The sequence below is a fragment of the Pseudoxanthomonas indica genome (assembly GCF_900167565.1).
Taxonomy (GTDB): Bacteria; Pseudomonadota; Gammaproteobacteria; order Xanthomonadales; family Xanthomonadaceae; genus Pseudoxanthomonas_A; species Pseudoxanthomonas_A indica.
The window spans coordinates 2,197,090-2,222,429 of sequence record NZ_FUZV01000001.1; the positions used below are offsets into that span (position 1 = coordinate 2,197,090).

Annotated in this window: 19 protein-coding genes and 1 pseudogene; 8 read left to right on the plus strand and 12 right to left on the minus strand. The window is 66.5% G+C overall.

Annotation, left to right across the window (positions count from 1 at the left end):
* The 3 genes from B5X78_RS10090 to B5X78_RS10100 all read right to left on the minus strand — a co-directional run bounded on the left by B5X78_RS10090 (nt 1) and on the right by B5X78_RS10100 (nt 4,859).
* Nucleotides 1-1,377: a sensor histidine kinase gene (locus B5X78_RS10090; protein ID WP_079724260.1), complete on the minus strand. Its 1,377-nt coding sequence runs from the start codon at nt 1,375-1,377 to the stop codon at nt 1-3.
* Nucleotides 1,374-2,036: a response regulator transcription factor gene (locus B5X78_RS10095; protein ID WP_079724261.1), complete on the minus strand. Its 663-nt coding sequence runs from the start codon at nt 2,034-2,036 to the stop codon at nt 1,374-1,376. Before B5X78_RS10095 ends, B5X78_RS10090 begins: the two co-directional genes overlap by 4 nt.
* Before the next feature lie 72 nt (nt 2,037-2,108).
* Complete coding sequence (locus B5X78_RS10100) at nt 2,109-4,859, minus strand: M16 family metallopeptidase (protein WP_079724262.1); 2,751 nt, start codon at nt 4,857-4,859, stop codon at nt 2,109-2,111.
* Nucleotides 4,860-4,944: 85 nt separating this feature from the next.
* Here B5X78_RS10100 and B5X78_RS10105 point away from each other — a divergent pair, with 85 nt between their 5' ends.
* A complete protein-coding gene (locus B5X78_RS10105) occupies nt 4,945-5,637 on the plus strand; it encodes a pseudouridine synthase (protein ID WP_139381527.1) in 693 nt (230 codons plus the stop codon).
* Between the two features lie 3 nt (nt 5,638-5,640).
* On the opposite strand, the gene B5X78_RS10110 is transcribed toward B5X78_RS10105, so the two are convergent.
* The 3 genes from B5X78_RS10110 to B5X78_RS10120 all read right to left on the minus strand — a co-directional run bounded on the left by B5X78_RS10110 (nt 5,641) and on the right by B5X78_RS10120 (nt 8,601).
* The gene (locus tag B5X78_RS10110) at nt 5,641-6,030 is read right to left on the minus strand and encodes an MAPEG family protein (protein WP_079724264.1); all 390 of its coding nucleotides are present in this window, start codon (nt 6,028-6,030) and stop codon (nt 5,641-5,643) included.
* 70 nt (nt 6,031-6,100) lie between these two features.
* Nucleotides 6,101-7,831: a M28 family metallopeptidase gene (locus tag B5X78_RS10115; RefSeq protein WP_139381486.1), complete on the minus strand. Its 1,731-nt coding sequence runs from the start codon at nt 7,829-7,831 to the stop codon at nt 6,101-6,103.
* A gap of 107 nt (nt 7,832-7,938) precedes the next feature.
* Nucleotides 7,939-8,601 carry a DUF4097 family beta strand repeat-containing protein gene (locus tag B5X78_RS10120; protein ID WP_079724265.1) on the minus strand — a complete coding sequence of 221 codons (663 nt, stop codon included), beginning with the start codon at nt 8,599-8,601 and terminating at the stop codon, nt 7,939-7,941.
* Nucleotides 8,602-8,755: 154 nt separating this feature from the next.
* On the opposite strand from B5X78_RS10120, the gene gpmI reads away from it, so the two are divergent.
* The 3 genes and pseudogenes from gpmI to B5X78_RS10135 form a co-directional block, all read left to right on the plus strand.
* The gene (gpmI, locus tag B5X78_RS10125) at nt 8,756-10,306 is read left to right on the plus strand and encodes a 2,3-bisphosphoglycerate-independent phosphoglycerate mutase (RefSeq protein ID WP_229730917.1); all 1,551 of its coding nucleotides are present in this window, start codon (nt 8,756-8,758) and stop codon (nt 10,304-10,306) included.
* Entirely contained in the window at nt 10,303-11,562 is a 1,260-nt protein-coding gene (locus tag B5X78_RS10130) for a murein hydrolase activator EnvC family protein (RefSeq protein ID WP_079724266.1), read from the plus strand. Before gpmI ends, B5X78_RS10130 begins: the two co-directional genes overlap by 4 nt.
* Nucleotides 11,563-11,656: 94 nt before the next feature.
* Nucleotides 11,657-12,964 (plus strand): annotated as a pseudogene (locus B5X78_RS10135) (S41 family peptidase); the annotation flags it as partial.
* On the opposite strand, the gene B5X78_RS10140 reads toward B5X78_RS10135, so the two are convergent.
* Nucleotides 12,964-14,232, minus strand: coding sequence for a cation:proton antiporter (locus tag B5X78_RS10140; RefSeq protein ID WP_079724268.1), 1,269 nt, complete (start codon nt 14,230-14,232; stop codon nt 12,964-12,966). The pseudogene B5X78_RS10135 and the gene B5X78_RS10140 overlap by 1 nt on opposite strands.
* Before the next feature lie 120 nt (nt 14,233-14,352).
* Between B5X78_RS10140 and B5X78_RS10145 the strand changes: the two genes are divergently transcribed.
* Nucleotides 14,353-15,315, plus strand: coding sequence for a L,D-transpeptidase family protein (locus B5X78_RS10145; RefSeq protein WP_139381487.1), 963 nt, complete (start codon nt 14,353-14,355; stop codon nt 15,313-15,315).
* 135 nt (nt 15,316-15,450) lie between these two features.
* Nucleotides 15,451-16,053, plus strand: a complete 603-nt coding sequence (locus B5X78_RS10150) for a M23 family metallopeptidase (RefSeq protein WP_425478719.1) — start codon at nt 15,451-15,453, stop codon at nt 16,051-16,053.
* 75 nt (nt 16,054-16,128) lie between these two features.
* Here B5X78_RS10150 and B5X78_RS10155 read toward each other — a convergent pair whose 3' ends face one another.
* Complete coding sequence (locus tag B5X78_RS10155) at nt 16,129-16,449, minus strand: DUF1820 family protein (protein ID WP_079724271.1); 321 nt, start codon at nt 16,447-16,449, stop codon at nt 16,129-16,131.
* Nucleotides 16,450-16,473: 24 nt separating this feature from the next.
* Nucleotides 16,474-17,166, minus strand: a complete 693-nt coding sequence (locus tag B5X78_RS10160) for a rhomboid family intramembrane serine protease (protein ID WP_079724272.1) — start codon at nt 17,164-17,166, stop codon at nt 16,474-16,476.
* Nucleotides 17,167-17,392: 226 nt separating this feature from the next.
* On the opposite strand from B5X78_RS10160, the gene B5X78_RS10165 reads away from it, so the two are divergent.
* Nucleotides 17,393-18,757, plus strand: coding sequence for an outer membrane protein transport protein (locus B5X78_RS10165; protein WP_079724273.1), 1,365 nt, complete (start codon nt 17,393-17,395; stop codon nt 18,755-18,757).
* 83 nt (nt 18,758-18,840) lie between these two features.
* On the opposite strand, the gene B5X78_RS10170 is transcribed toward B5X78_RS10165, so the two are convergent.
* The 3 genes from B5X78_RS10170 to putA all read right to left on the minus strand — a co-directional run bounded on the left by B5X78_RS10170 (nt 18,841) and on the right by putA (nt 24,656).
* Nucleotides 18,841-20,016 (minus strand): GGDEF domain-containing protein, encoded by a 1,176-nt coding sequence (locus tag B5X78_RS10170; RefSeq protein ID WP_176140821.1) that lies wholly within the window; start codon nt 20,014-20,016, stop codon nt 18,841-18,843.
* Between the two features lie 125 nt (nt 20,017-20,141).
* Nucleotides 20,142-21,290 carry a GGDEF domain-containing protein gene (locus B5X78_RS10175; protein ID WP_079724275.1) on the minus strand — a complete coding sequence of 383 codons (1,149 nt, stop codon included), beginning with the start codon at nt 21,288-21,290 and terminating at the stop codon, nt 20,142-20,144.
* A gap of 150 nt (nt 21,291-21,440) precedes the next feature.
* A complete protein-coding gene (gene putA, locus B5X78_RS10180) occupies nt 21,441-24,656 on the minus strand; it encodes a bifunctional proline dehydrogenase/L-glutamate gamma-semialdehyde dehydrogenase PutA (RefSeq protein ID WP_079724276.1) in 3,216 nt (1,071 codons plus the stop codon).
* 202 nt (nt 24,657-24,858) lie between these two features.
* On the opposite strand from putA, the gene B5X78_RS10185 reads away from it, so the two are divergent.
* Nucleotides 24,859-25,338 (plus strand): DUF2244 domain-containing protein, encoded by a 480-nt coding sequence (locus B5X78_RS10185; protein ID WP_079724277.1) that lies wholly within the window; start codon nt 24,859-24,861, stop codon nt 25,336-25,338.
* Nucleotides 25,339-25,340 lie beyond the last annotated feature (2 nt).

Consider the following 25,340-nt stretch of genomic DNA (forward strand, 5'->3'; position numbering starts at 1 on the left):
CTACGCGGCGGGAAAGACCACGCGCACGCACAGGCCGCACGCATCGCGGCCATCTTCCACCGACAGCGTCGCGCCATGGGCGCGGGCAATCCGCTGCACCAGCGACAGGCCGATGCCGCTGCCGCGTTCACCGTTGCCGGTGCTGCCGCGGAAGAAGCGTTCGAAGATCCGCTCGCGCTCGTCCAATGGCACGCCCGGGCCGTTGTCGCTGACGGTCATTTCCACGCCGCCGTCGGCGCGCCGCGCGCAGTGCACGCGGATGTGGCCCTGCTCGCCGCTGTAACGCACCGCATTGTCGATCAGGTTGCGCACCAGCACGCCCAGATCATCCAGGTCGCCACGCACCGACGCCAATCCGGTATCCAGGCTGATGGTCTGCTGGCGGCGCGCGGCCATGCCTTCGAATTCGCGCGCGACCAGGCTGATGACGTCGGCCAGCTCGACCACCGCATGCTCCTGGCCACGCTGCGAGGCGTCGATGCGCGCGGAGTCCAGCAACTGCTGCGCCAGCCGCGAGGTACGCTCGATGCCTTGCGACAGCTGCACCAGCGCTTCGCGCGCATCGGCCTGGCTGCCGGCGCGCAAGGCCACCTGCGTCTGCGTCAACAAGGCGGCCAGTGGCGTGCGCAGTTCGTGCGCCGCATCGGCGAGGAATTGCCGCTCGCCCTGCATCGCCTGCGACAGGCGCGCGAGCAGGTCGTTGAACGATGCCAGCAGCGGTTTGATCTCGCGCGGGATATCCCGCGTCGACAGCGGCGCCAGATCCATCGCCTCGCGCTGCGCCATCTGATCGCGCAGCCGGTTGACCGGACGCAGGCTCCATTGAATCGCCGCCCAGATCGCCAGCGCCAGCGCAAACAGCAGGGCCAGCGCCGACAACAAGCTCACCTTGAGCCAGTAACCCAGTTCCGCCTGCAACTGCGAGCGCGCCATGCCCACCTGTACCTGCACGCGGCCACTGGCATCGGTGATGGCGTACACGCGCCAGTCTTCGCCCGCCGCGCGGGTGGTGGCCAGGCCATCACGGAAGGCAGGTTGCAGCGGTTCGGCCGGTGCGCCCTTGGACGACACGATGCTGGCGCGCCGCTGCAGGCTCCAGACCTGGAAGCGGATCTTGTCGAACTTGGTGTTCGGCTCGGCCTGCAGATCGCCGGGCAGGGTCAAGCGCCTGCTGCCTTCCACCGCATCGACGTCGCTCGGCATGGACAACAGGATCTGCTGCCCCACTTCGCGCAAGGAACCATCCCAATGCCCGCTTTGCTGGCGCGAGACCTGCAGGTATTGGCAGCCGAACCAGAACAGCCAACCACCCAGCATCACGCTCATCAGCGTGACCAGCAGCTTGCCTTTCAGTGATCGCTCGTGGCGGTGGCTCATTCGGCGTCTCCGACCCGATAGCCGAAACCATGCACGGTGGTGATGAAATCCTCGCCCAGCTTGCGCCGCAGCTGGTGGATGTAGACCGCGATGGTGTTGCTCTCGATGCTGCCGTCGCCGCCGTAGACCAGCGACTCCAGCGCATCGCGCGGCACCACCCGGCCGGCGCGTTCCATCAGCGCCAGCAGGGTGCGGTATTCGTGCACGCCCAGCTTCACCGCGCTGCCGCCACGGCTGACGCTGCGGGCGGCCGGATCCAGCTCGACATCGCGGTAGCGCAGCACCGGCGTGACCCGGCCCTGGCTGCGGCGCACTACCGCACGCAGGCGTGCGCACAGCTCATCGGTCAGGAACGGCTTCACCACGTAGTCGTCGGCGCCGGCATCCAGCCCGCGCACGCGGTCGCTGAGCTGATCGCGGGCGGTGACAATCAACACCGGCGTGCTGTCATAGCGCTGCCGCATCGCGGCCAGCACGTCCAGGCCGGAGCCGCGCGGCAGCCCCAGATCCAGCAGCACGGCGGAAAAGCCGTGATCCACCAGCGCCGTGCGGGCGGCGCCGGCATCCTCGGCGCGGGTCACTTCCCAGCCATCCTGGCGCAACGCCGCGGCGACGGCGTCGCCCAGCATCCGGTCGTCTTCGACCAGCAGTACATGCATCTCGGGAGTCCGGGAATAAGGCATGTCAGGCTACCGCCGCGGTTTTAAGGTCTTCTTAAACTCCACCCGCCGTCAGGGTTTGAAGTCGCCGGCCAGGTAAACACTCAGGGTGTCCGCACGCAGGTGCTTGCGGATCGCGGCATTGACCTGCTCGCGGGTCAGCCCGGCGTACTTGGCGTCAAGATCCGCGGTGAACTGCATGGTGCGGCCGTAATAGGCCTGATCGGCCAGCATGCCGGCCACGCTGCCATCCTCGGCGCGGTTCTGTTCGCGCTCGGTGAGGGTGCCGGCGACCGCATCGCGCAGTTCCTCTTCGCTGATGCCATCGCGGATAAAGCGCGCCAGCTCCTCGCGGATGGCGGCTTCCACCTTGGCCATGTTCTCCGGCGCGGCGATCGCCTGCACGTTGAAGCTGCCGTTGTCGTCCGTACCCTCGCGGCTGTCATCGGCGCGCACGCTGCTGGCCACGCCGTAGCTCAGGCCGTCCTTCTGGCGGATGCGATCGCCCAGGCGCGACTTCAGCGCACCGCCGCCAAAGATCCGGTTGGCGATCAGCAGGGCCGGGTAGTCCGGATCGGTCACCCGCAGCGACAGGTTGCTGCGCGCCAGCAGCACCGCATTGGGCTTGTCGGGTGTGCGCAGCTGTTCGTGTGCGGCGGCCACGTCGACGTACTGGGTGGCGATGGGCTGGTAGGGATGCGGTGACTGCCATTCGGCGAACAACTGCTGCAGCTGCTGCTTCACCGCGACCGGATCAAAATCGCCGACCACCGCGATTTCGCCTTCGGCCGTGCCGTAGAAGTCGCGGTGGAACGCCACCAGGTCGCTGCGCTTGAGCGCGCGCACGCCGGCGATGGCATCGTCCAGCGATTCGATATGCAGCGGATGACCCACCGGCCACGGATCAAAATGCTCGGCCAACGCCTGGCCCGCCACGCTGCCGGGTTCCTTGCGCGAGGCCTCCATGCCGGTCAATGCCTGCAGGCGCAGCTGCTCGAACTCGGTCTCCGGAAACGCCGGATGCCGCAATACGTCGGCCGCCAGCGCCAGCGCCTCGGCCAGGGTACCGCTGCGGCTGAGCAGGGAGATCGACGCGCCCTGCAGATTGCCGTCGATATCGGCCTCGGTCTTGAGCGCCTCGAAGCGCTGATCGATCTGCTCGCGGGTCAGCGACTGGCTGCCGCGCATCAGCATGGCGCCGGCCAGTCCTGCGGCATCTTCGCGCCCGGTCAAGGTCGCCACATCGCCGAAGCGGAAGTTCGCCGACACCATCACCGTGCCGCCGCGGGTCTTCTTCGGCAACAACGCCACGCGCAGGCCGGAGCCGAGGGTGAAGCGCTGCGTGCGGGCTTCCAGGTTCTGCGGCGTGGGATCGAACTGTTCGCCGGCAGCGACAGCTTCGCGCCCCGTGTAACCCTCCACCAGGCTGGCCACGGCGGGTCGCTGCGCGATGGCCACGCGATCAGGCGGATCGGTGGGGATGAAGCGACCCAGTGTGCGGTTGCTGCTCTTCAGGTAAGTGGCGGCGACACGATTGACGTCATCGGCGCTCACCTTCTCGATCGCATCGCGGGTAATGAACAACAGGCGCCAGTCGCCAGCGGCGAGGAACTCGGACAGCCCCATGCCCACCGCGTTGACGTCGGTGAAGTAGAGTTCGTAGGCGTTGTTGATGCGCTGCTTCGCCTCGTCGACTTCCTGCGCGGTGATCGGCTGCCGGCTCAAGGCCTCGGCCTGTTCCAGCAGGATGCCCTCGGCCTTGCCGGCATCGCCATCCTTCGGCACCACCGCCAGCACGCTGAACAAGCCCGGGTCACGCAGCGCTTCGCTGCCGGCGCCGGTGCCTGCCGCCAGATGGGTCTGCACCAGCGCCTTGTGCAGGCGACCGCCGGGCGAATAGCCCAGCACGTTGCCCAGCACGCTCAACGCAGCGCTGTCCGGATGGCCGGCAGCGGGCACGTGATAAACCGCGGCAATGAAGCGCACATCGCCACTGCGGCGCACGTCGACTTCGCGCGGACCATCCTGCGCGGGTTCGACGGTATGGAACTGGGGCAGTTCGCGCGCCGGCTTGCGGATCTTGCCGAAGTGCGCGTTGACGCGCGCCAGCACCGTGGCCGGATCCAGGCGTCCGGCCAGGATCAGGGTCGCGTTGTCCGGCTGGTACCAGGTGCGATAGAAGCCTTGCAGCTGCTCAATCGGTACGCCTTCCACATCCGAACGCGCGCCGATCGTGCTGTGCCCGTAGTTGTGCCAGAGGAAGGCGGTGGAACGGATGCGCTGCAGCAGCACGCCGCCGGGATTGTTCTCACCGGCTTCCAGCTCGTTGCGCACCACCGTCATCTCGCTGTCCAGATCGCGCTTGGCGATGTTGGAATTGATCATGCGATCGGCCTCCAGCGCCAGCACCCAGTCCAGGGTCTGCGCATTGGCCGGGAACGAGCTGAAGTAGTTGGTGCGGTCCATCGAGGTGGTGGCATTGAAATCGATGCCACGCTTCTTCATTTCGCCGCTGATGTCGGCATGCGTGGGCGTGCCCTTGAACAGCAGGTGTTCCAGCAGGTGCGCCATGCCGGTCTGGCCGTAGTTCTCGTGCACCGAACCCACCCCGTAGACCAGGTTGACGGTCACCGTGGGTTTGCTGGCATCGGGAAACAACAACACCCGCAGGCCATTGGGCAGGCGGTACTCGCTGATGCCTTCGATACTGGGTCCGGCCACCACGCCACGCGGCAGCGCCACCTCGGCCAGCAGCGCCGGGATCGCGCACAGGTTCAACACCAGCGCGAATCCGAATGCGACAATGAGGCGAGGTGTTTTCATGATCCACTCCAGGCACGTACAGGCCGCGAGTTTCGCAGATTTTCCCGCAGAGCAGAGTTCCATGGCCGAGACTGGCGCCCCCGCAATGAGCGTGCTTTATCAGGATCAGTGGCTGGCCGTGGTCGACAAACCCGCCGGGCTGATGGTCCATGACAGCAAGCTGGCGCGCGGCGAAACCGAGTTCCTGGCGGATCTTCTGCGTGCGCAGTTCGACCGGCCGATCTTCCTGATCCACCGCCTGGATCGCGCCACCAGTGGTTGCCTGCTGATTGCCTTTGATCGCGATACGGCATCACTGCTCGGTCGCGATTTCATGTCGCGTGATGTCGAGAAGGATTACCTGGCTGTTTGCCGTGGTTGGCCGGACGCGAGCATCGATCTGGACTATCCGCTCGATGGTGGTCCGGGCAAACCGCTGAGGCGACCAGCCGTGACCGGCTTCGTGCGCTTGGCGACCGGTGAACTGGCCATGCCATCGACCGGATTCGACACCTCACGCTACGCCTTGCTGCGTTGCCGCCCCGAGACCGGTCGTTTCCGCCAGATCCGTCGCCACCTCAAGCATCTGTCGCATCACTTGATCGGCGACAGCAGCCATGGCGATGGCCGCCACAACCGCAACTTCCGCATGCAGGGCGTGCATCGCATGTTGCTGCACGCCGTGCGCCTGTCATTCCGTCATCCGCACAGCGGCGAGCGGATCGAAACCGTTGCGCCGCTGGATGCGGAATTCCGCAAGGCCTTCGCCCTGTTTGGCTGGGACGTCGAACTGCGCTGAGGCTCAGCTCACCCGCAGCGCGGCCAGCACGATCAGCGCCAGTGCAGCCAGGAAGCCCACCAACCAGGCCAGGCTGCGCAACGGCGGCTTGTCGGCCACGTAGAACACGCCGTGGAAGATCCGCGCAACGGTGTAGATGAGGGCCAGGGTGCTGATCATCGTCGGTGCGATGCCCACCGCCTGCGCCATCAACACACCGGCCACGAACACCGGGAACGACTCGAAGCCGTTCAAGTGCGCCGCGTGCGCACGCACCGAACGCGGATTGGTCTGCTTGGCCTGCCATTCGCGCGGCGCGTGGTTGTTGTATCGCTCGCCGGAACTCTTGGCGACGTAAACCCAAAGATACGGCAACAGTGCGGTGATGAAGATGCACCAGTAAGCAATGGTCATGTACACACTCCAGGACAGGAAGGACACACGACAACGGCGCCCTGCGGCGCCGTTGCGGTGGTTCGGGGACTTACTTGGCCGCCGGTTGCATCATCTTGTCGCGCGCGGCCTTGAACGGATTGCCTGGATACCAGTTGGGCCAACGGTCGCCACCGGCAATCTCCTTGCCGACGCCATACAGCACTTCCAGATCCTGCACGGTGCCATCGAGCTTCCAGCTTTCCGGATAGAACTGATCGCTGGGCGAGTGGTAGTGCTTGGCATAGTCTTCGGCCGCCTTCTTGCCGGCTTCCAGGCCGCCTTCGACCAGGTCTTCGCCGCCGTCGGCATACAGCGCCGGCACGCCGGCCTTGGCGAAGTTGAAGTGATCGGAGCGGAAGTAGAAGCCGCTCTGCACCGAGGTTTCGCCATGCAGGGTGCGACCCTGCGCCGAGGCTAGCGGCTTGAGGATGTCTTCCAGCTCGGAGCTGCCATAGCCGACCACGGTAATGTCCTTGGCCCGGCCCGCCACCGACATGGCGTCGATGTTGATCACCGCGGCGATCTTGTTGAGCGGGAAGGTCGGGTGTGCCACGTAGTACTTGGAGCCGAGCAGGCCGGACTCCTCCAGCGTCACCGCCAGGAAGATCACCGAGCGCTGGGGCTTGGGATCCTGGTGGGCGAAGGCTTCGGCGATTTCCAGGATGCCGGCCACGCCAGTGGCGTTGTCGATGGCGCCGTTGTAGATGTTGTCGCCGGTTTCACCTTCGTGCTTGCCCAGGTGATCCCAGTGGCCCATGTAGACCACGGCCTCATCCTTGCGCTCCGTGCCCGGCAACACGCCGACCACATTGCGCGAATTCTTCTCGGCAATCGTGCTCTTGAGGTCGATCGACAGTTTGGTCTTCAGCGACACCGGCTTGAAGCCGCGCTGGTTGGCGGCCTTGTACGAGGCGTCCAGATCCAGCCCCGCGTCGGCGAACAACTGCTTGGCCGCTTCCGCGCTCAACCAGCCCTGCACCGGGATGCGCGCATCCGGATCGTCCTTGGCGGGCAGGTCGTACTGCGCGCCGGCCCAGGAATTCTTCACCACGTCCCAGCCGTAGCTCGCGCCAGGCGTGTCGTGGATGATCAGCGCGGCGGCCGCGCCCTTGCGAGCGGCTTCCTCGAACTTGTAGGTCCAGCGGCCGTAATAGGTCATGCGCTTGCCGTCGAACAGCTTGGCGTCGCCGACATGGAAACCGGGGTCGTTGACGAACATCACCACCGTCTTGCCTTTCCAGTCCTGGCCGGCGTAGTCGTTCCACTTCTGCTCCGGCGCATCCACGCCGTAACCGACGAAGATCATGTCGCTGTCGTCGACCTTGACCTCGGTCATGCCGGTGCGCGTGCCGGCGACGAAGTCGACGCCGAATTTCAGGTCACGCGCCTTGCCATTGTTGTGCAGGGTGAGCACCGTGCCTTCATCGGCGGTGGTCTCCACCATCGGCACGTCCTGGAAGTAGCTGCCATTGTTACCGGGCTGCAGCCCGATGCGCTTCATCTGCGCTTCCAGGTAGGCCACGGTTTTCTCTTCGCCGGGCGAACCGGGGCCGCGGCCTTCGAATTCGTCGGAGGACAACGTCTTCACCAGTTCGGAGAAGTCGGCCTCGTTGATCGCCGGTGCAAAGGCGTGGCTGGACGCGGGCGCGGTCGCCGGCGCGGCCGCTGTGGCCGGCGCGTCGGCGCTGGGCTCGGCCTCACGCTTGCAGGCGGAAAGTGAAATGGCGGCTGCCAAGGCGACCAGGGCCAGGGGCAGCGTGCGGGACGTCGGCAAAGGCATCGAAGATTCCTCGACTCAAGGAATCCCGAGTGTATGCGATCGCCCGGCGCGGGCGCGCCGGGCGCAAGTCACGGGCGCGGGTTCCCGCAGGAACCCGGCCGGAGCGCTCAGTCCTGCGGCGCGGTGGCGGTGTCGAAGCGCTTGGCGGTGGCGCCGGTGATCGCACCGGTCTTGGCGCTGGCGTGCACGTAGAGCACTACTTCGCGTTCGAACACCAGCGGGCCTTCGACCACGGCATTGGGGCCGATGACGATGCGCGGCGGGCGCTTGTTGGCGTGGAAGTTGAAATTGCCCTTGGGCTTTTCGACCTTGATGCCGCCCTTGACGTGCGAGTCCACGCCGACGGTGATGTCGCCGGAGACGGTTTCGATGCCGCCACCCACGTCGGTGCCGACCAGGCCGATGCCGCCGTTGACCGTGGAGATGTCATCACGGATGCGGCTGCCGCGATCAAAGAAGATGCCGCCGTTGACCGTCTCCACGTCGCCATCGACCTGCACCTTGGCGCCGGCCTTGATGCCGCCGTTGACGGTTTCCAGTCCGGCGGTCTTGGCGCCGTTGCCGACGCTGATGCCGCCGTTGACCGTGCTGGCCTCGCGGGTGGTGGCGTTGTCTTCGATGTTGATGCTGCCGTTGACGGTTTCCAGATCCCCGTAGGTCTGGCCGGCGTTGGCCTGGACGCTGCCATTGACCTTGGAAATGCTGTCCTGGGCCATGGCCGGCGTGGCCAGGGCCAGGGTCAGCAGCAGGGCGGTGGAGGTACGCTTCATCGAGGAGATTCCTGTGTAGTCCTGGGTGGTATGGCTTTGGATGCATGCCACGGCCGCAAGGTTTAAATCCGACCGGCGCGGGCCTAGGGTAGCGCTGCCATCGCAACATGCTCCGCTACAATCTTCATCTGCCTGAAGTCATTGGAAGCCGCCCGTGTCCACATCCCCCGCCCCGCTGTCGCGTCCCAAGCCCGTCGTCCTGCTGATCCTGGATGGCTGGGGCCATCGTGAAGACCCTACCGACAACGCGCTGGCACAGGCCGAGCTTCCCCACTGGCGGCACCTGCTGGCCACCGCGCCGCATACCCTGATCCACACCGAAGGTCGTCACGTGGGCCTGCCCGACGGGCAGATGGGCAATTCGGAAGTGGGCCACATGAACCTGGGCGCGGGCCGCATCGTCTACCAGGATCTGACCCGCATCGATGCCGCCATCGAAGATGGCAGCTTCTTCGACAATGCCGAACTCAACGCCGCCTGCAATGCGGTCAAGGACACCGGCAAGACCCTGCACCTGTTCGGCCTGCTCTCGCCCGGCGGCGTGCACAGCCATGAAACCCATATCCACGCCATGCTGGAGCTGGCCGCGCAACGCGGTGTCGGCAAGGTCGCCGTGCATGCGTTCCTGGACGGCCGCGACACCCCGCCGCAATCGGCCGAGCCCAGCCTGCGCGCGCTGCAGGCGCTGTGCGACAAGCTCGGCAATGCGCATATCGCCACCGTCAGTGGCCGCTACTACGCGATGGATCGCGACAAGCGCTGGGATCGCCTGCGCAAGGCCTGGGATGCGATCGTGGAAGCGCAGAGCGAGCACCATGCCGCCGACGCGCTGTCCGCGCTGCAGGCCGCGTATGCGCGTGGCGAAAACGACGAGTTCGTCCTGCCGACGGTGATTGCCGGCGCGCAACCGATGGCCGACGGCGATGCGGTGGTGTTCATGAATTTCCGTGCCGACCGCGCGCGCCAGCTGACCGCGGCGTTCGTGTCGCCGGCGTTCGATGGCTTCGAGGCGCGCCGCCCGCAGCTGGCGCGCTTTGTCTGCCTGACCGAGTACGACGCCAAGCTGCCCGCGCCGGTGGCCTTCGGCCCCGATGATCTGCGCCACACGCTGGGCGAACTGCTGGCCGGGCAGGGCCTGACCCAGCTGCGCATTGCCGAGACCGAAAAGTACGCGCACGTGACGTTCTTCTTCAGTGGTGGTCGCGAAGATCCCTTCGCCGGCGAGGAGCGCATCCTGGTGCCCAGCCCGAAGGTGGCCACCTATGACCTGCAGCCGGAAATGAGCTGCCCGGAACTGACCACCAAGCTGGTCGATGCCATCGGCTCGGCCCGCTTCGACGTGATCATCTGCAACATCGCCAATCCCGACATGGTCGGCCACAGCGGCGACCTGCAGGCCGCCATCCAGGCCGCACAAGCGGTGGATCTGGCGATCGGCGCGGTGACGGCGGCAGTGCGCGCCGCGCATGGCGCGCTGATCATCACCGCCGATCACGGCAACCTGGAAATGATGCGTGACCCGGAAACGGGACAGCCGCATACCGCCCACACCGTGGGACCGGTGCCGCTGGTCTATCTGGGTGAGCGCACGGCCACGCTGCGCAGCGGCGGTGCACTGCGCGATGTCGCGCCGACCTTGCTGGATCTGCTCGGCCTGCCGCAGCCGGCCGAGATGTCCGGACAGTCGCTGCTCGCCAACGCATGAGCTTGCGCCGCGCACGCCTGCTGATGCTGGGCCTGCTGGTTGCGGCGACCGCCGCGGCCTCCGCGCAATCGCAGCGCGACGCGCAGAAGCAGCTGGAAAAGGTGCGCGGCGAACTCAAGAGCATTGCCAAGGAGCGGCGCAAGCTTGAAGGCGAGCGCGGTGATGCATCGCGCAAGCTGCGTGATGCCGACGAGCAGGTAGGCAAGAGCAGTCGCGGACTGAGCGAAACCGAAGCCTCGCTGCGTCGCGAGGAAGCGGCGCTGGCGGAGCTGCAACAACAGCGCCTGGCCAAGCAGCAGCAGCTGCGCGGGCAGCGCGAGGTGTTGGCTTCGCTGGTGCGGGCGGCGTACGCCAATGGCGAAGACGCGCCGCTGAAGGTGCTGCTGTCGCAGGACCACATCGCCGATGCCAGCCGCACCCTGGCCTATCACCGTTATCTGCAGCGCGATCGTGCACAGCGAATCAGCCAGGTGACGGCCGACCTGCAATCACTGGATCAGCTGGAGCAGGAAATCGGCCAGCGCCGCGTGCAACTGGATGGCGAGCGCAGCCGGCAGCGCGCGCAGGTCAGCCAGTTGCAGAAGGATCGCCAGGCCAGCGCACGCCTGGTGGCCGAGCTGGATGAGCGCTACCAGGATCGCGCCGAGCGGGAAAAGGCGCTCGGGCAGGATGCGCGTTCGCTGGAGCGCCTGCTGGCCAACCTGCGTGCCGCCGCCGCACGCGCCGAGGCCGAGCGCAAAGCCGCCGCGCGCCGCGCCGCACAAGAGGAAGCACGGGCGGCCAAGGCGCGCACGTCGGCCGGACGCACGCAGAGTGGACGCGCACCCGTGCCCGCCTCGCCCAAGACCAACGTCGCCAATGCACCGGCGTTGAAGGTCGGCGGGCTGGGCTGGCCGGTATCCGGCAACCTGCTGGCCCGTTATGGCGGCCGCATGCCCGATGGCCGCACCAGCGCGGGCGTGCTGATCGGCGCGCCCGCCGGCAGTACGGTCACGGCCGTGGCCGATGGCACGGTGGTGTTTTCCGAATGGATGACCGGCTACGGACTGATCCTCATCATCGATCACGGCAACGGCTACATGAGCCTGTATGCCCACAACGAAAGTCTGCTGCGCGATACCGGCGTGCAGGTCAAGCGCGGCGAGGCGGTGGCCAAGGTCGGCACCTCCGGTGGCCAGGGCACGCCGGCGCTGTATTTCGAACTGCGCCGCAACGGCCAACCCGTCGATCCTTCGAGCTGGCTGCAGCGACGCTGAACTACACACCCGCGCCGACGGGGTTCGCGCATAATCCGGCGAACTCCGCGCCTGTCGCGTAGTCCCATGGATAGTCTTGTCCCCCGGAGTTCCCATGCGTCGCGTTCTGCCCCTCGCCCTCCTGTTCGCCCTGGCCGGCGGCTCCCTGCATGCCCAGGAGCAGGCCGCACCGCCGGTCGAGCCACCTGCGGTGGGTTCCAGTGATGATCCCGATGCGGCCGAGACGGCGCCTTCCAACGTGCCGCTGGACGAAATCCGGCGCTATGTGGCGGTCTACAACGCAGTCAAGGATGCGTACGTCGAACCGGTGGAAGACCGCAAGCTGATGCAGTCGGCGATCCGCGGATTGCTGCTGGACCTGGATCCGCACAGCACCTACTTCGACAAGGAAGACGCGGCCGCTTTCGACGAGCAGTCCACCGGCGCCTACGAAGGCATCGGCGTGGACCTGTTGCAGCAGCCGGACAACACCTTGCTGGTGGTCTCGCCGATCGACGACACGCCGGCGGCGAAGGCGGGCATCAAGGCCGGCGATCTGATCGTGGCGATCGATGGCAAGCCGATCGGCAAGACCGACGGCATGGAGCCGTTGCGCGGCAAGCCGGGCACCAAGGTGGTGTTGACGCTGGTGCGCGATGGCACCCTCAAGCCGTTCGATGTGACCGTGGTGCGCGATGTGATCCGCATCGCCAGCGTGCGCAGCCGTCTGCTCGAACCGGGCTACGGGTATATCCGCATCAGCGCGTTCCAGACCGATACCGCCGCGGATTTCCAGAAGAAGGTGGCCGAACTGCAGGGCAAGGGAAAATTGCGCGGGCTGGTGATCGATCTGCGCAGCAATCCGGGTGGCCTGTTGCTGGCGGCGGTGCAGGTGGCCGACGATCTGCTGGACAAGGGCAACATCGTCTCCACCCGCGGCCGCATCGCCATGAGCGATTCGCGCTTCGACGCCACCCCCGGCGATCTGCTCGACGGCGCGCCGGTGGTGGTGCTGGTGGATGCCGGCTCGGCCAGCGCATCGGAAGTGCTGGCCGGCGCCCTGCGCGACAACAACCGCGCCCGCGTGGTCGGCAGCCGCACCTTCGGCAAGGGCTCGGTGCAGACCGTGCTGCCGCTGGACAATGGCGATTCGGTCAAGCTCACCACCGCGCGTTACTACACGCCCAGCGGCAAATCGATCCAGGCGCGCGGCATCGTGCCCGACGTGGATTTGAAACCGGAGACGAAGGACAGCGAGCCGGAGATCCTGGACTTCAGCGAAGCCACGTTACCGGGCCACCTGCGTGGCGATGACGAAGGCAAGGACGGTTACACGCCCGGCGACGTGCTCGATGGGGAAAAGCCGATCGCGGCGGCGCTGGCCGAATTGAAGAAGAGCACCGCCAAGACCGTCTCCAGCCGCTAGGGCATCGGCGCCTGTCCATCCGGCGCGGCCGCCACCAGCGGCCGGCCGCGCATGATGAAGTTGAACAATGGTGTGGCCATCAAGGTGGTCAGGATCGCCATGATCACCAGGATCGAGAACAGGCCGGGTTCAATGACCTTGGCCTGCAAGCCGATGTTGATGAGGATGAGCTCCATCAGCCCGCGCGCGTTCATCAGCGCGCCGATGGCCATCGCGTCGCGCGGCGGTTCGCCGGCCAGCCGCGCCGCCGCCCAACACGCCACCGCCTTGCCGCCGAAGGACGCCAGCAGGATCGCGATGGCGGGCAGCAACATGGCCGGGTCCAGAAAGACCGACAGCTGTGTCTTCAGACCGGAATAGGTGAAGAACAGCGGCAGCAGGAACACCACCACCAGCGGCTGCAGGCGCTCGCGCAGACGCTCACTGAGCGCGCCACGCGGCAGGCAGGCGCCGAGGATGAAACCGCCAAACACCGCGTGGATGCCGATTGCATCCATCGCCCAGGCGCACAGGAAGAACAACGCCAGGATCGTGGATAGCGTGCTGGCAGGCAGGCTGCCATCCTCCGGCAGCTGATCGCCCAATCGCGCCAGCCAGCGACGCACGAACAGGAACATCACCAGCAGATAGGCCAGGCCACCGCCGATGGCCAGCCAGGCCTGGCCCCAACTGCCGCCAAAACTGGCCAGCACCACGGCCAGGATGCACCAGGCCGCGGCATCGTCCATCGCGCCGGCGGTCAGCGCCAGCGTGCCCAGCGACGTGCCCGCCAGGCCACGTTCCTGGATGATCCGCGCCAGCATCGGGAATGCGGTGATGGCTATCGCCGCGCCCAGGAACAGGGCGACTTCGAAGAATCGCGTCTTCTCGGAAAACAGGCCAGGCACATCCTGCAACCAGGGGGCCAGGGCGAAGGCCAGCAGGAACGGCGCCGCAATGCCGGCCCACGACACCGCCATCGCGCTGCGATAACGCGCGCGGAACTGGTCGGCGCGGAATTCCGTGCCGACCAGGAACATGTACAGACCGACCCCGACCTGACCGCCGACGTACAACATGTCCAGGCTCTCGCGGGGAAACAGCATGGCCTGCCCCTGCGGCCACAGCAGGCCGAGCAGGGACGGGCCCAAGGTGACGCCGGCGATCATCTCGCCCACCACCTGCGGTTGTCCGAGTTTCTGCGCCAGCCTTCCCACCCAGCGGCACACGAGGATGATCACCGCGGCCTGCAGGAAGAAATACACGGACAGTTGTGGCGTGGACATCGGCACCTCCCCGTACCGTAGAGGCAGCAGTGTAGGGGCAGCGCCTGTCGGCGCGCACCCTTCACGGCGCAAAGACGAGCGGTAGGCACTCATAAGCCATGCCCATGATCCAGGATGACCATGTCGCCCTATCGCACTTTCCCCTTGTTGCTCTTGCTGACTCCGGTCCTCGCGAGCCTGCCTGCGCAGGCCGATGACACCGCCCTGGCCGAAGTCGCCAACCTGCCCACATCCACGACCGAAGTAGCCGGACTGCTGCGCGCGCAGGTGTTGCTGGACCGCGCGAACTTCTCGCCCGGCGAGATCGACGGCCGCGCCGGCTCCAACCAGCGCCGCGCGCTACGCGGCTTCCAGCAAACCCGGGGCCTGGAAGTCACCGGTGAGCTGGACACGCCCACCTGGGCCGCACTCAATGCCGACGGCGCGCCGGCCGTCGCGACTTACACGCTGACGGCGGCCGACGTAAACCAGCGCTATGCGTCGTTGCCTGACGATGTGATGGAACAGGGCAAACTGCAGGCTCTGGGCTACGAATCCCTCGAAGAAGCACTGGGCGAGCGGTTCCACGCCAGCCCGGCCTTGCTCAGGCAACTGAATCCCGGCGTGGATTTCAGCCAGGTCGGCAGTACCTTGCAGGTACCCAACGTCGCCGACATCGCCGCGCCGGCCAAGGCCGCCAAGCTGGTGGTGGACAAGTCGGATTCGACACTGACCTTGCTGGACGCAGCGGACAAAGCGATCGCGCAGTTCCCGGTATCGTCCGGCAGCGAACACGATCCGCTGCCCATCGGTGCCTGGAAAATCCGGGCGACCGTGGTGGATCCGACCTTCCACTACAACCCCAAGCTGTTCTGGGATGCGGAGCCATCGCACGCCAAAACCCAACTGGCAGCGGGTCCCAACAACCCCGTCGGTACGCGCTGGATTGATTTGTCCAAGCCGCATTACGGCCTGCACGGCACAGCCACGCCAGCCAGCGTCGGCAAGGCGCAGTCACATGGCTGCGTGCGCCTGACCAACTGGGATGTCGAACGCGTCGCCGCCGCGGTGGACAGCTCGGTGCCTGTGCTGATGCAGGAGTAACCGATGAGATACCTGTTGGCCTTGATACTGGAGCTGGGTCTGGGCGCGCTGCTCTATCCCTACCTGGGCAACTTGCGCAGCAGCGGGGTCTCCGTTCAGGACGGCATCGACAACGCCGCTTCCAAGTCGGATGCAATGGGTGCCATCGATGCAAGCACGCCGTCGTCAGCACGCACCGTAGTGCCTCGAACCGTGACCGAGCGGCCCGCCGACGTCATCACGCGGCCCGCGACGCAGCCCGTGTCTCCGCCTGCACCAGTGGCGACACAGGCAGGTGCTGGCAACGACACCCCACCACCGCTGGACAACGCCGGTTTGCTGATACCCGTGCAGGGCAAGTCTGCCTCCGACTTGGCCGACACCTTCACCGACGCGCGCAGCCAGGGCCGCCTGCATGACGCCATCGACATCATGGCCACAGCGGGAACGCCGGTGCTGGCCGTGGCCGATGGTCAGATCGAAAAGCTGTTCTACAGCGAGCGTGGCGGCATCACGATTTACCAGTTCGAGCCGAGCGGCAAGTACGCGTACTACTACGCGCACCTGCAGCGCTACGCCGACGGGCTGGCGGAGAAGCAGGCCATCAAGCGCGGCCAGGTCATCGGTTACGTCGGCAGTACCGGCAATGCCAGCGCCGAGGCACCGCACCTGCACTTCGCCATCTTTGAACTGGGACCGGAGCGGCGCTGGTGGGAAGGCACCGCGATCAATCCGTATCCTCTGCTGATGCGCCAGTGACAAGCCGCAGAAGTTGGCATCGCTCAGCCCGACTCATGCGATGCCGTGTCGTGACGCACGGCAACTCAGTTCGACTCAGCGCGGCTTGGCCGGCAGCGGAAACGGCGTGACCACTTTCTCGCCGGTGGCTGCATCGCGAATGGCCGACTGGCCTTTGCGCTCCACTTCTTCGATGCGCACGATGCTCTGCATCGGCAGGTGCAGCACCTGGGTGGCGCCGAACTCATCGCGCAGGCGTTCTTCGGTGGGGTCGATCACCACGCCGTCGTGGACGTCGAACACCAGTTCGCCCACTTCGGTGAAGCCCCACAGGCTGCTCGCCGCCACCTGTCGCGCGTACAACTCGTAGACCTTGGTGTGGTTGAGGAAGGTGATCTTGTAAAGCTTCTTGGCCATGCGCGGATTATAGGCCGGCCATCGTCAGTAGCCCTGGCGTTTGCGCATGCGCCGCGCAATCGCCGCGCGCACGAACAGCGCAAAGATCACCCCGAACAGAAAGCCGGCGATATGCGCCGACCACGCCACCGCGCCAAACGCCGGACCCGTATAGGCAAACACCACCTGCAGCAACGCCCAGATGCCAATCAGCAACGAGGCCGGCGCCTTGACGAATTCCAGGAACAGCCCCAACGGCAGCACCACGCCCAGCTTGGCGCTGGGGAACAAGGCCAGATAGGCGCCAATCACCGCCGACACCGCGCCGCTGGCGCCGATCACGACCCGATCCGGCGTGCCAATGCTGAGCACCGCCGCCAGGTTGGCCACCGCGCCGCCCAGCAGGAACAGCAACAGGAACCGCCACGGCCCCATCGCCCGCTCGGACGGGAAGCCGAAGATCAGCAGGAACACCAGGTTGCCGAGCAGATGCGCCCAGTCCGCGTGCAGGAACATGGCGGTGAACAGGCGCAGCACGGTGCCGTCCTGCAAATCGGCCAGCCAGGCCGGCAGCGAGGTCATGCCGCCCGACAGCGCGCCCCAACCCTGCAACAGGGCCGAGCGCTCCGGTTCTGGTTTCAGCACTACCCACAGGAATACCAGCCACAGCGTCAGCAGCAGCAGCGGGGTCGCCCAGCGCAGGGAGGGTTTGGATCGGGAGGGCAGGGAGACGAACATTCGGACTCACTTTAACCCGGCCAATGAACAGGGCGGCGAGCGCCCTATTCAGGAAAAACAAGGTACTTACGGGTCCTAATTGTTAGCTTTCCATTAGCAATAGTGTCTATACTGCATACGGCGTCGTATGTCGGGAGGGGCTTCCGGCGGACGAACCGGCGGACACAACGCCGGTCGATCCAGCGACCCTATTTTTGTTCCTACGTCCTCCGGAGACAGAGCCAACATGCATTCCGTCAACAGTTTTGCCCGTATTTCCGCGCTGGCCTTTGGTATTGCCGGCGTGTTGGCCTTTGGCCAGGCGCACGGCGCCGCGTTCCAGCTGAAGGAAAACAGCGCCAAGGGTCTCGGCCGCGCGTTCGCCGGTTCGGGCAGCGCCCCGGGCGACGCCTCGGTCATCGCCACCAACCCGGCCGCCATGCGCCACTTGGAAGGCACCCAGTTCCAGGGCGACGTCAGCCTGATCAGCTTCTCGGCCAAGTTTGATGGCGGCGGCCGCCTGGTCGGTCCGACCGGCCCGGGCACCGGCTTCCCGATCAGCGGCGGCAACGGCGGCGACGCCGGCACCATCGCCGCGGTCCCGGCCATGTACTTCCATACCCCGCTGGGCGAGAAGGCCCACCTGGGCGCCTCGCTGACCGTGCCGTTCGGCTTCAAGACCGAATACGACCGCGACTGGGTCGGCCGCTACCACGGCGTCAAGACCGACCTGAAGACCGCCGACCTGGGCCTGTCGCTGTCCTACGACGTCAACCCGTATGTGTCGTTCGGCGCGCAGGTGTTCGTCGAGCGCCTGGAAGTCGACCTGAGCAACGCGGTCGACCTGGGCACCGTGATGTTTTCGCAGGGTGGCGGCCCGCTCGGCTTCGCGCCGGGTAATGCCGATGTCTACTCGCAGCTGGAAGGCAGCAGCAATGACTGGGGCTACACCGTCGGCACGCTGCTGAGCTTCAACGAAAACACCCACATGGGCCTGAGCTACCGCTCCAAGGTCAAGCACGAAATCGACAACGGCAAGGCCACCTTCACCGCCACCAACGCACAGGCCACCGGTGGTCTGGCGGTGCTCGCGGCGCGCGGCCTGTTCGTCAACACCGGCGGCAAGGCCGAGATCGAACTGCCGGCTTCGGCCACGTTGAGCTTCACCCGCAAGGTCAACGACAACCTGAGCATCATGTTCGATTACTCGCGCACGTTCTGGAAGCCGTCGTTTGATTCAGTGACCGTGGACTTCTCGTCGAACCAGCCCAACAACGTGCTGCCGTTCAACTACCGCGATACCTCGTTCACCTCGCTGGGCGCGGACTACAAGCTCAGCGACACGCTGACCCTGCGCGGCGGTGTGGCATATGACCAGACCCCGACCACGGCCGAACACCGCGACGTGCGCGTGCCGGACACCAGCCGCAAGTGGCTGTCGGTCGGCCTGAGCTGGGCGCCGTCGGAAAAGGCTGAGTACAGCTTCGGCTATACCCACCTGTTCACCACCGACCCGACCATCGACCAGGTTTCGGCCACCGGCAGCACGCTGTCGGGTTCGTACGATGTCACCGGCGACGTGCTGGGCGCTTCGATCAACTACAAGTTCTGATCGCACGCGGTACAGGCAACAACAAAAAACCCCGCTCCGGCGGGGTTTTTTCTTGCTTCGGCTGCGCCGCTGACGGCGACGACTTACCCCGCCGTCGCCATCCCGACTTCGTCCAGCTGGATCTCCACCCGGTTGCGGCCCTTGTTCTTGGCCACGTATAGCGCCTCATCGGCCAGGCGAATCAGATCGCCGAAGATCGCATGCCGGCGCCGGGTGAATGCGATGCCCAGGCTGACGGTGACGCGGAACTGCGGGTCGCCCTGGAACTCCAGCGCCATCACCTGCTGACGGATGCGTTCGGCCAACCGCTGCGCCAGTTCCGGGGTGGTATTGCGCAGCACCAGCATGAACTCCTCGCCACCCAAGCGGACGAACAGGTCGTCGCCACGGATGCAGCTGCGCACCACGTCGGAGAATCGCTGCAGCACCTGATCGCCGGTGTCGTGGCCGTGCACGTCATTGACCGCCTTGAAGTGATCCAGATCCAGCGCAATCACCGCCAGCCCGCTGTCATTGGCCACCGGCACGTCCTGCGCCTGCAGCTCGCTGTCCAGCCCCCGGCGGTTGAGCGCGCCGGTGAGCGGGTCGACCAGCGCGCTCTGGCGCAGCGCTTCGGCCGCGCGGAAGCTGGCCAGCATCAACATGCAGAAGTTGAGCATGAACCAGATCGACAGATCCGCGTTGACCCAGGAGGGATTGGGGCCATAGCGACCGGTCAGCGCCTGCAGCAGGTCGCGGCCGTACAGCCACAGCAGCGCCACGCAGGCCAGCATCATCAGCCGCGCCGGCACATGATCCGGGCGCGCGCGCAGGTTGCGCAGCTGCCAGAGCATGATCAGCAGCACCACCACTTCCACGGCGCTCATGGCCGCGCCCTGGGCGTCATTGGCCGCATCGGACCACCAGCCCAGCATCGACAGGCCGCAGGCGAGCGGCAGCAGCATCTGCTCGGCCAGGGTCAGCGTGCGCTGCTGCACGAACTGGATGACCGACCACGCCAGCCCGGCCAGACCGGCACAGGCCAGCATTCCGCCGGCATTGGCCACCGCCGAGGCGAACACCGACTCGCCTTCGCGCGCCAGCGTCTGCGCGGTGCCGTCGAGCATCGCCGCGCCCAGCGAATAGATGAAATGGGCCACGCCCCAGGTCGCGATGCCACGCACGCCGCGCGAAACCCGCGAGACGTAGAAGAACAGGCCCAGCAGGACACCCGCCAACGCGCAGTCAGTCAGCAGCAGGTGGTAGAAATCGGTCGTCATCGTGCCGGCATGCCTTGGCCAGGAGCTCCATGTCAGCATTCAAACGCAGAATGCGGCGGAATCCGGCTAAACCTAGCGTCGTGAGGGCGCGCAGACCGTGACGGAAGTCGCCGGCCGGGCCAATGTCAGTCGAATAACGCGACCCGGTTGCGGCCTGCATGCTTGGCCGCGTACAGCGCCTCGTCGGCACTGCGCATCAAATCGGCGAAGGTCTGCTCCGGGTCGCGGCGCGTGGCCACGCCCAGGCTGACAGTGACCCGCACCGGCCGGCCGCTGCTGGGGGTGAACTCCATCTTCTGCACCAGCGCGCGCACGCGCTCGGCCAGGCGCCGCGCCGCTTCCATCCCGCCCTCGGTGATCACGATGGCGAATTCTTCGCCGCCCATGCGCGCAAATAGTGCGTCATCACGCAGGTTGGCGCGCACCAGATCGCTGAAGCGCTGCAGCACGCGATCGCCGGTGTCGTGGCCGTGGAAATCGTTGATGGCCTTGAAGTGATCCAGATCGATGGCGATCACGCTCAGGCCCGCTTCGCGGCGCTCCGGCAAGGTGGCCAGTTCGGCATTCAGGCCGCGCCGGTTGAGCGCACCGGTGAGCGGATCGAACATCGCACTGAGCTTGAGCGATTCGGCGGCGCGGAAACTGCTGAGCATCAGCATGCAGAAATTGAGCATGAACCAGATCGACAGGTCCACGTTGACCCAGATTTCGTCGAAACCGAACTGGCTCAGCGACCAGCCGGGTATCACGCTGCCGTAAAGGATCGCCAGCAGCACGCAGCCGACCATCATCATCCGTGCGGGCAAGCGGTAGGGATCTTCATGCAGATCGCGCAGATGCCAGCACATCCACACCAGCACCAGCAGCTCCACCAGGTTCAACGCCACGCTCTGCGCGTTCCAGTTGCCGCCCAGCAGCCAGGTCGCCAGCGGGATGGCCCCGGCCAGGAAAATGATCGCGAACTCGGCGCGATGCAGCGGGCGCCGGCGCACGAACAACACGATCGCCCAGCCCAGCCCGGCCATGCCCAGGCACAGGATGATCGAGCCGATGTGTGCGGTGGCGCGGGCGGCGGCGGGCAGTCCGCTTTCTTCGGCCATGCTGGTGCCGGCGTCGAAGATCGTCGCCCCCAGCGTGTAGACCAGATGCGCGCTGCCCCAGGTCAGGATCCCCTGTACCTGCCGCGACAGCCGCGCCACGTACCAGAACAGTACGAACAGCACGACGGCCAGCAGGCAATCACTCAGCAGCGTCAGCAGTACCGAGGCGCTCATGGGCCGCGGTTTCCCCCTTGGCGGTTCCCGAATCCGGGATATCGGCCGCAGACCTTCCAGCTTGAGGCCCGCGCGTCTCTCCCACGCGCGGCTCGTGGCCGGAAGGCGTTACGCCGGGCCGGCGCGGCAGGACCGGCCCCGGCGCGCGGCTTACTCGCCCAGGGTCAGCAACGAAGCATTGCCACCGGCCGCGGTGGTGTTGACGGTCACCGTCTTCTCGGTGGCAAAGCGCGGCAGATAGTGCGGGCCGCCGGCCTTGGGACCGGTGCCGGACAGGCCCTGACCACCGAAGGGCTGCACCCCGACCACCGCGCCAATCTGGTTGCGGTTGACGTAGACATTGCCCACCTTCACCCGCGCGGCGATGCGATCCACGGTCTCATCGATGCGCGAATGCACGCCCAGGGTCAGGCCGTAGCCGGTGGCGTTGATCGCGTCGATCACCTGATCCAGCTGGTCGGCCTTCCAGCGCACCACATGCAGGGCCGGTCCGAAGATTTCCTTCTGCAGCTGATCCAGCGACTTCAGCTCCCACGCGCGCGGGGCGAAGAAGGTGCCATGTGCAGCGGCCTCGCCGATCGGCGCCTGCTTGATCAGGCGTGCCTCGCTGGCCATGCGCGCGGCGTGGTCTTCCAGCATCTTCAGCGCATCGGCGTCGATCACCGGGCCCACATCGGTGGACAGCAGGCCCGGGTCGCCGATGACCAGCTCGTCCATCGCACCGGCCAGCATGGTCATGACCTTGTCGGCGATGTCGTCCTGCACGAACAGCACGCGCGCGGCCGAACAACGCTGTCCGGCCGAAGTGAAGGCCGAGCCAATCGCATCCTTGACCAGCTGCTCCGGCAGCGCCGAGGAGTCGGCGATGAAGGCATTCTGGCCACCGGTTTCGGCAATCAGCACGCCGATGGCAGCATCGCGGGCGGCCAGCGCACGGTTGATCGCACGCGCGGTGTCGGTGGAACCGGTAAAGGCCACGCCGGCCACGCGCGGGTCGCGGGTCAGGGCGGCGCCGACGGTGGCGCCGTCGCCGGGCAGGAACTGCAGCACGCCTTCGGGAATGCCGGCTTCGTGCAGCAGCTTCACGGCGGCGTGGCCAATCAGGTTGGTCTGCTCGGCAGGCTTGGCGATCACGCTGTTGCCCGCGGCCAGCGCGGCGCTGACCTGGCCGAGGAAAATCGCCAACGGGAAATTCCACGGGCTGATGCAGACGAATACGCCGCGCCCGTGCAATTGCAGTTCGTTGGATTCACCGGTGGGACCGGGCAGCTTCTCCGCCGCGCCAAACTGCGCGCGCGCCTGCGCGGCGTAGTAGCGCAGGAAGTCGACCGCCTCGCGCACTTCGGCCACGCCGTCGGGCAGGGTCTTGCCGGCCTCCTTCACGCACAGGGCGATGTACTCGGGCATGCGCTGCTCCAGCAGCGTCGCCGCATGCTCCAGGATCGCCGCCCGGCTGGCGGCCGGCGTGCGGTCCCAGGCCGGTTGCGCGTTGACCGCGTTCTGCAGCGCCTTGTCGACCACGGCGCTGTCGGCCGGTTGCCATTGACCCACGATCTGGCGACGGTCGGCCGGGTTGCTCACGTCCTGCGCGGCGCTGGCGATGACCGCGCCCGGCACCAGCGGCGCCGCGCGCCACGGCTTGACGGCGGCGTTGACCTGTTCGGCCAGCACGCGCAGGTCATTGTCATTGGCGAGATTGGCGCCCATGGAATTGTTCCTGTCAGAAGTCGAAATGGAAGGCGACACCGGCTGGCGGAACAGATCCACCGGCAGCGGGATGCGCGGATGCGGAATGGTCTCGAACGCGGACACGGTTTCGACCGGATCGCGGATTAGATCGGCGATGGCCACGTCCTCGTCGGTGATGCGGTTGACGAAGCTGGAGTTGGCGCCGTTCTCGAGCAGGCGGCGCACCAGATAGGGCAGCAAATCTTCATGCGAACCCACCGGCGCGTAGACGCGGCAGGGCAGGTCCAGGCGATCCAGCGGCACCACTTCGGCGTACAGGTCATCGCCCATGCCGTGCAGCTTCTGGTGCTCGTACGGACGGCCCTGCGCAATCGAACGGATCGCGGCGATGGTCTGCGCGTTGTGGGTGGCGAACATCGGATACAGCGCGTCGCCGTGCTCGAACATGCGGCGTGCATTGGCCAGGTACGACACGTCGGTGTTGGGCTTGCGGGTGAACACCGGATAGCCCGGGTGTCCGTCGATCTGCGCGCGCTTGACCTCGGCGTCCCAGTACGCGCCCTTGACCAGGCGCACCGGCATGCGCCGGCCGACCCGCCGCGCCAGATCGGCGAGGAAGTCGATCACGTACGGCGTGCGCTTCTGGTATGCCTGCACGGCCAGGCCATAGCCTTCCCAGCCGGCCAGCGAGGCGTCGGAGAAAGTCGCCTCGATCAGGTCCAGCGACAGTTCCAGGCGGTCGGCTTCCTCGGCGTCGATGGTGAAGCCGATGCCGTAGGACTTGGCCAGCTGCGCCAGCTCCAGGATGCCCGGCGCCAGCTCGCGCATCACCCGCGCGCGCTTGGCGTGCTCGTAGCGCGGATGCAGGGCCGAGAGCTTGATCGAGATGCTGGGCGCGGCGAACACGTCGCTGAAAGGACCGCTGCGGCCAATCGCATGGATGGCCTGGCGGTACGCCTCCAGGTAGCGCGCCGCGTCCTTGGCCGTCAGCGCGCCTTCGCCCAGCATGTCGAAAGAATAGCGGTAGTTGGCGTTGTCGCCCTTGCGCGAGCGCGTCAGCGCCTCGTCGATGGTCCGGCCCATCACGAACTGGTGGCCCATGATGCGCATCGCCTGGCGCACGGCCAGGCGGATGACCGGCTCACCCACGCGACCGACCAGGCGCTTGAACGCACCGGGTACGTCGTGGCGGGTCAGGTCGTTCAGATTGACCAGCTTGCCGGTCAGCATCAGGCCCCAGGTGGAGGCATTGACCAGCACCGAGTCGCTCTGGCCCAGATGCTTTTCCCAATCGGCGTCGCCGAGCTTGTCGCGGATCAGCTTGTCGGCGGTTTCCTGATCCGGGATGCGCAGCAGGGCCTCGGCCACGCACATCAGCAGCACGCCTTCCTCGCTGCCCAGGTCGTACTGGCGCATGAAGGCTTCGATCGCGCCCTGGTTCTGTGCGCGGGCGCGGACCCGCTTGACCAGGTCCTCGGCCAGCAGCTGGGCGCGGGCCTGTTCCTCGGCCGGCAGCCGGGCCTGCGCCAGCAATTCGTGCACGTGTTCGCTCTCATCGCGCAGCCAGGCGGCGGTGATGGCGGCGCGCAGGGGGGCCGGGACCGGCGGCAACTCCGGCGAGATCAGGCGGCCGGCCACCGCAGCGGCGGGCGTGGAAGCGGACTGGGGTGTGGACATGTGACCGCGGAACCAAAAAGAAAGTCCGCTAGTTTAGGACGCCCGGGGCGTGCCCGGGTACCGTGGAACGCGCGGCGCCACGGCGTTTGCCGGTCCGTCCCGCGCTTTTTGCGGCTTGCGTCCGATCAATGAAACTTGCCGCAAAGTGTGGTGGCGGATAACATTTGCGGGTTTTCCGCGGCCTCGTTGCGCGGTTGGCAGCATGATCGAAGTGCTTCCGTCATTGCCGGACCTGGACGGCGCGCGGCTTAGGCTGCGGCCTCCACGGGCATTGACGGCCCGTCAGTTCGTGGCCTTGTTCGCCGCGCTGGCGGGGGCGATGTGGCTGGTGGCCCTGCTGGGCTGGCTGGCTGGCAACGCCTTCGCACCGGCCTTCGCCCTGCTGCACACCGCCATGGTGGCCGCGTCGCTGCGTTGGCTTTGGCGCAGCGGTGAGCGGGGTGAGGACATCACCATCGGTCCGGAGGTCGTGGAAGTCAGTCGCGACCCGGGTGCCGGTCCGGTGTTCCGAGCCCATCCCTACTGGGTGCGCCTGCGCATCGAGGCGGGAGGTGAAAGGATTTCGCTGGCTTCCAGTGGCAGGCAGGTCGAGGTGGGCAGCTTCCTCGGACCGGCCGAACGCCGGCAGTTGGCGGACAAGTTGCAGGATTTACTGGCGGCCGCGTGCGGCCGCAACCGATGACG

Coding starts and splice junctions, on each gene's coding strand:
- B5X78_RS10140 (WP_079724268.1), bottom strand. CDS start 14,232: ATGTCCACGCCACAACTGTCCGTGTATTTCTTCCTGCAGGCCGCGGTG.
- B5X78_RS10100 (WP_079724262.1), bottom strand. CDS start 4,859: ATGAAAACACCTCGCCTCATTGTCGCATTCGGATTCGCGCTGGTGTTG.
- B5X78_RS10090 (WP_079724260.1), bottom strand. CDS start 1,377: ATGAGCCACCGCCACGAGCGATCACTGAAAGGCAAGCTGCTGGTCACG.
- B5X78_RS10095 (WP_079724261.1), bottom strand. CDS start 2,036: ATGCATGTACTGCTGGTCGAAGACGACCGGATGCTGGGCGACGCCGTC.
- B5X78_RS10175 (WP_079724275.1), bottom strand. CDS start 21,290: ATGAGCGCCTCGGTACTGCTGACGCTGCTGAGTGATTGCCTGCTGGCC.
- B5X78_RS10115 (WP_139381486.1), bottom strand. CDS start 7,831: ATGCCTTTGCCGACGTCCCGCACGCTGCCCCTGGCCCTGGTCGCCTTG.
- B5X78_RS10165 (WP_079724273.1), top strand. CDS start 17,393: ATGCATTCCGTCAACAGTTTTGCCCGTATTTCCGCGCTGGCCTTTGGT.
- B5X78_RS10145 (WP_139381487.1), top strand. CDS start 14,353: ATGTCGCCCTATCGCACTTTCCCCTTGTTGCTCTTGCTGACTCCGGTC.
- B5X78_RS10160 (WP_079724272.1), bottom strand. CDS start 17,166: ATGTTCGTCTCCCTGCCCTCCCGATCCAAACCCTCCCTGCGCTGGGCG.
- B5X78_RS10110 (WP_079724264.1), bottom strand. CDS start 6,030: ATGACCATTGCTTACTGGTGCATCTTCATCACCGCACTGTTGCCGTAT.
- B5X78_RS10130 (WP_079724266.1), top strand. CDS start 10,303: ATGAGCTTGCGCCGCGCACGCCTGCTGATGCTGGGCCTGCTGGTTGCG.
- B5X78_RS10170 (WP_176140821.1), bottom strand. CDS start 20,016: ATGACGACCGATTTCTACCACCTGCTGCTGACTGACTGCGCGTTGGCG.
- B5X78_RS10105 (WP_139381527.1), top strand. CDS start 4,945: ATGAGCGTGCTTTATCAGGATCAGTGGCTGGCCGTGGTCGACAAACCC.
- B5X78_RS10185 (WP_079724277.1), top strand. CDS start 24,859: ATGATCGAAGTGCTTCCGTCATTGCCGGACCTGGACGGCGCGCGGCTT.
- B5X78_RS10120 (WP_079724265.1), bottom strand. CDS start 8,601: ATGAAGCGTACCTCCACCGCCCTGCTGCTGACCCTGGCCCTGGCCACG.
- B5X78_RS10155 (WP_079724271.1), bottom strand. CDS start 16,449: ATGGCCAAGAAGCTTTACAAGATCACCTTCCTCAACCACACCAAGGTC.
- putA (WP_079724276.1), bottom strand. CDS start 24,656: ATGTCCACACCCCAGTCCGCTTCCACGCCCGCCGCTGCGGTGGCCGGC.
- B5X78_RS10150 (WP_425478719.1), top strand. CDS start 15,451: ATGGGTGCCATCGATGCAAGCACGCCGTCGTCAGCACGCACCGTAGTG.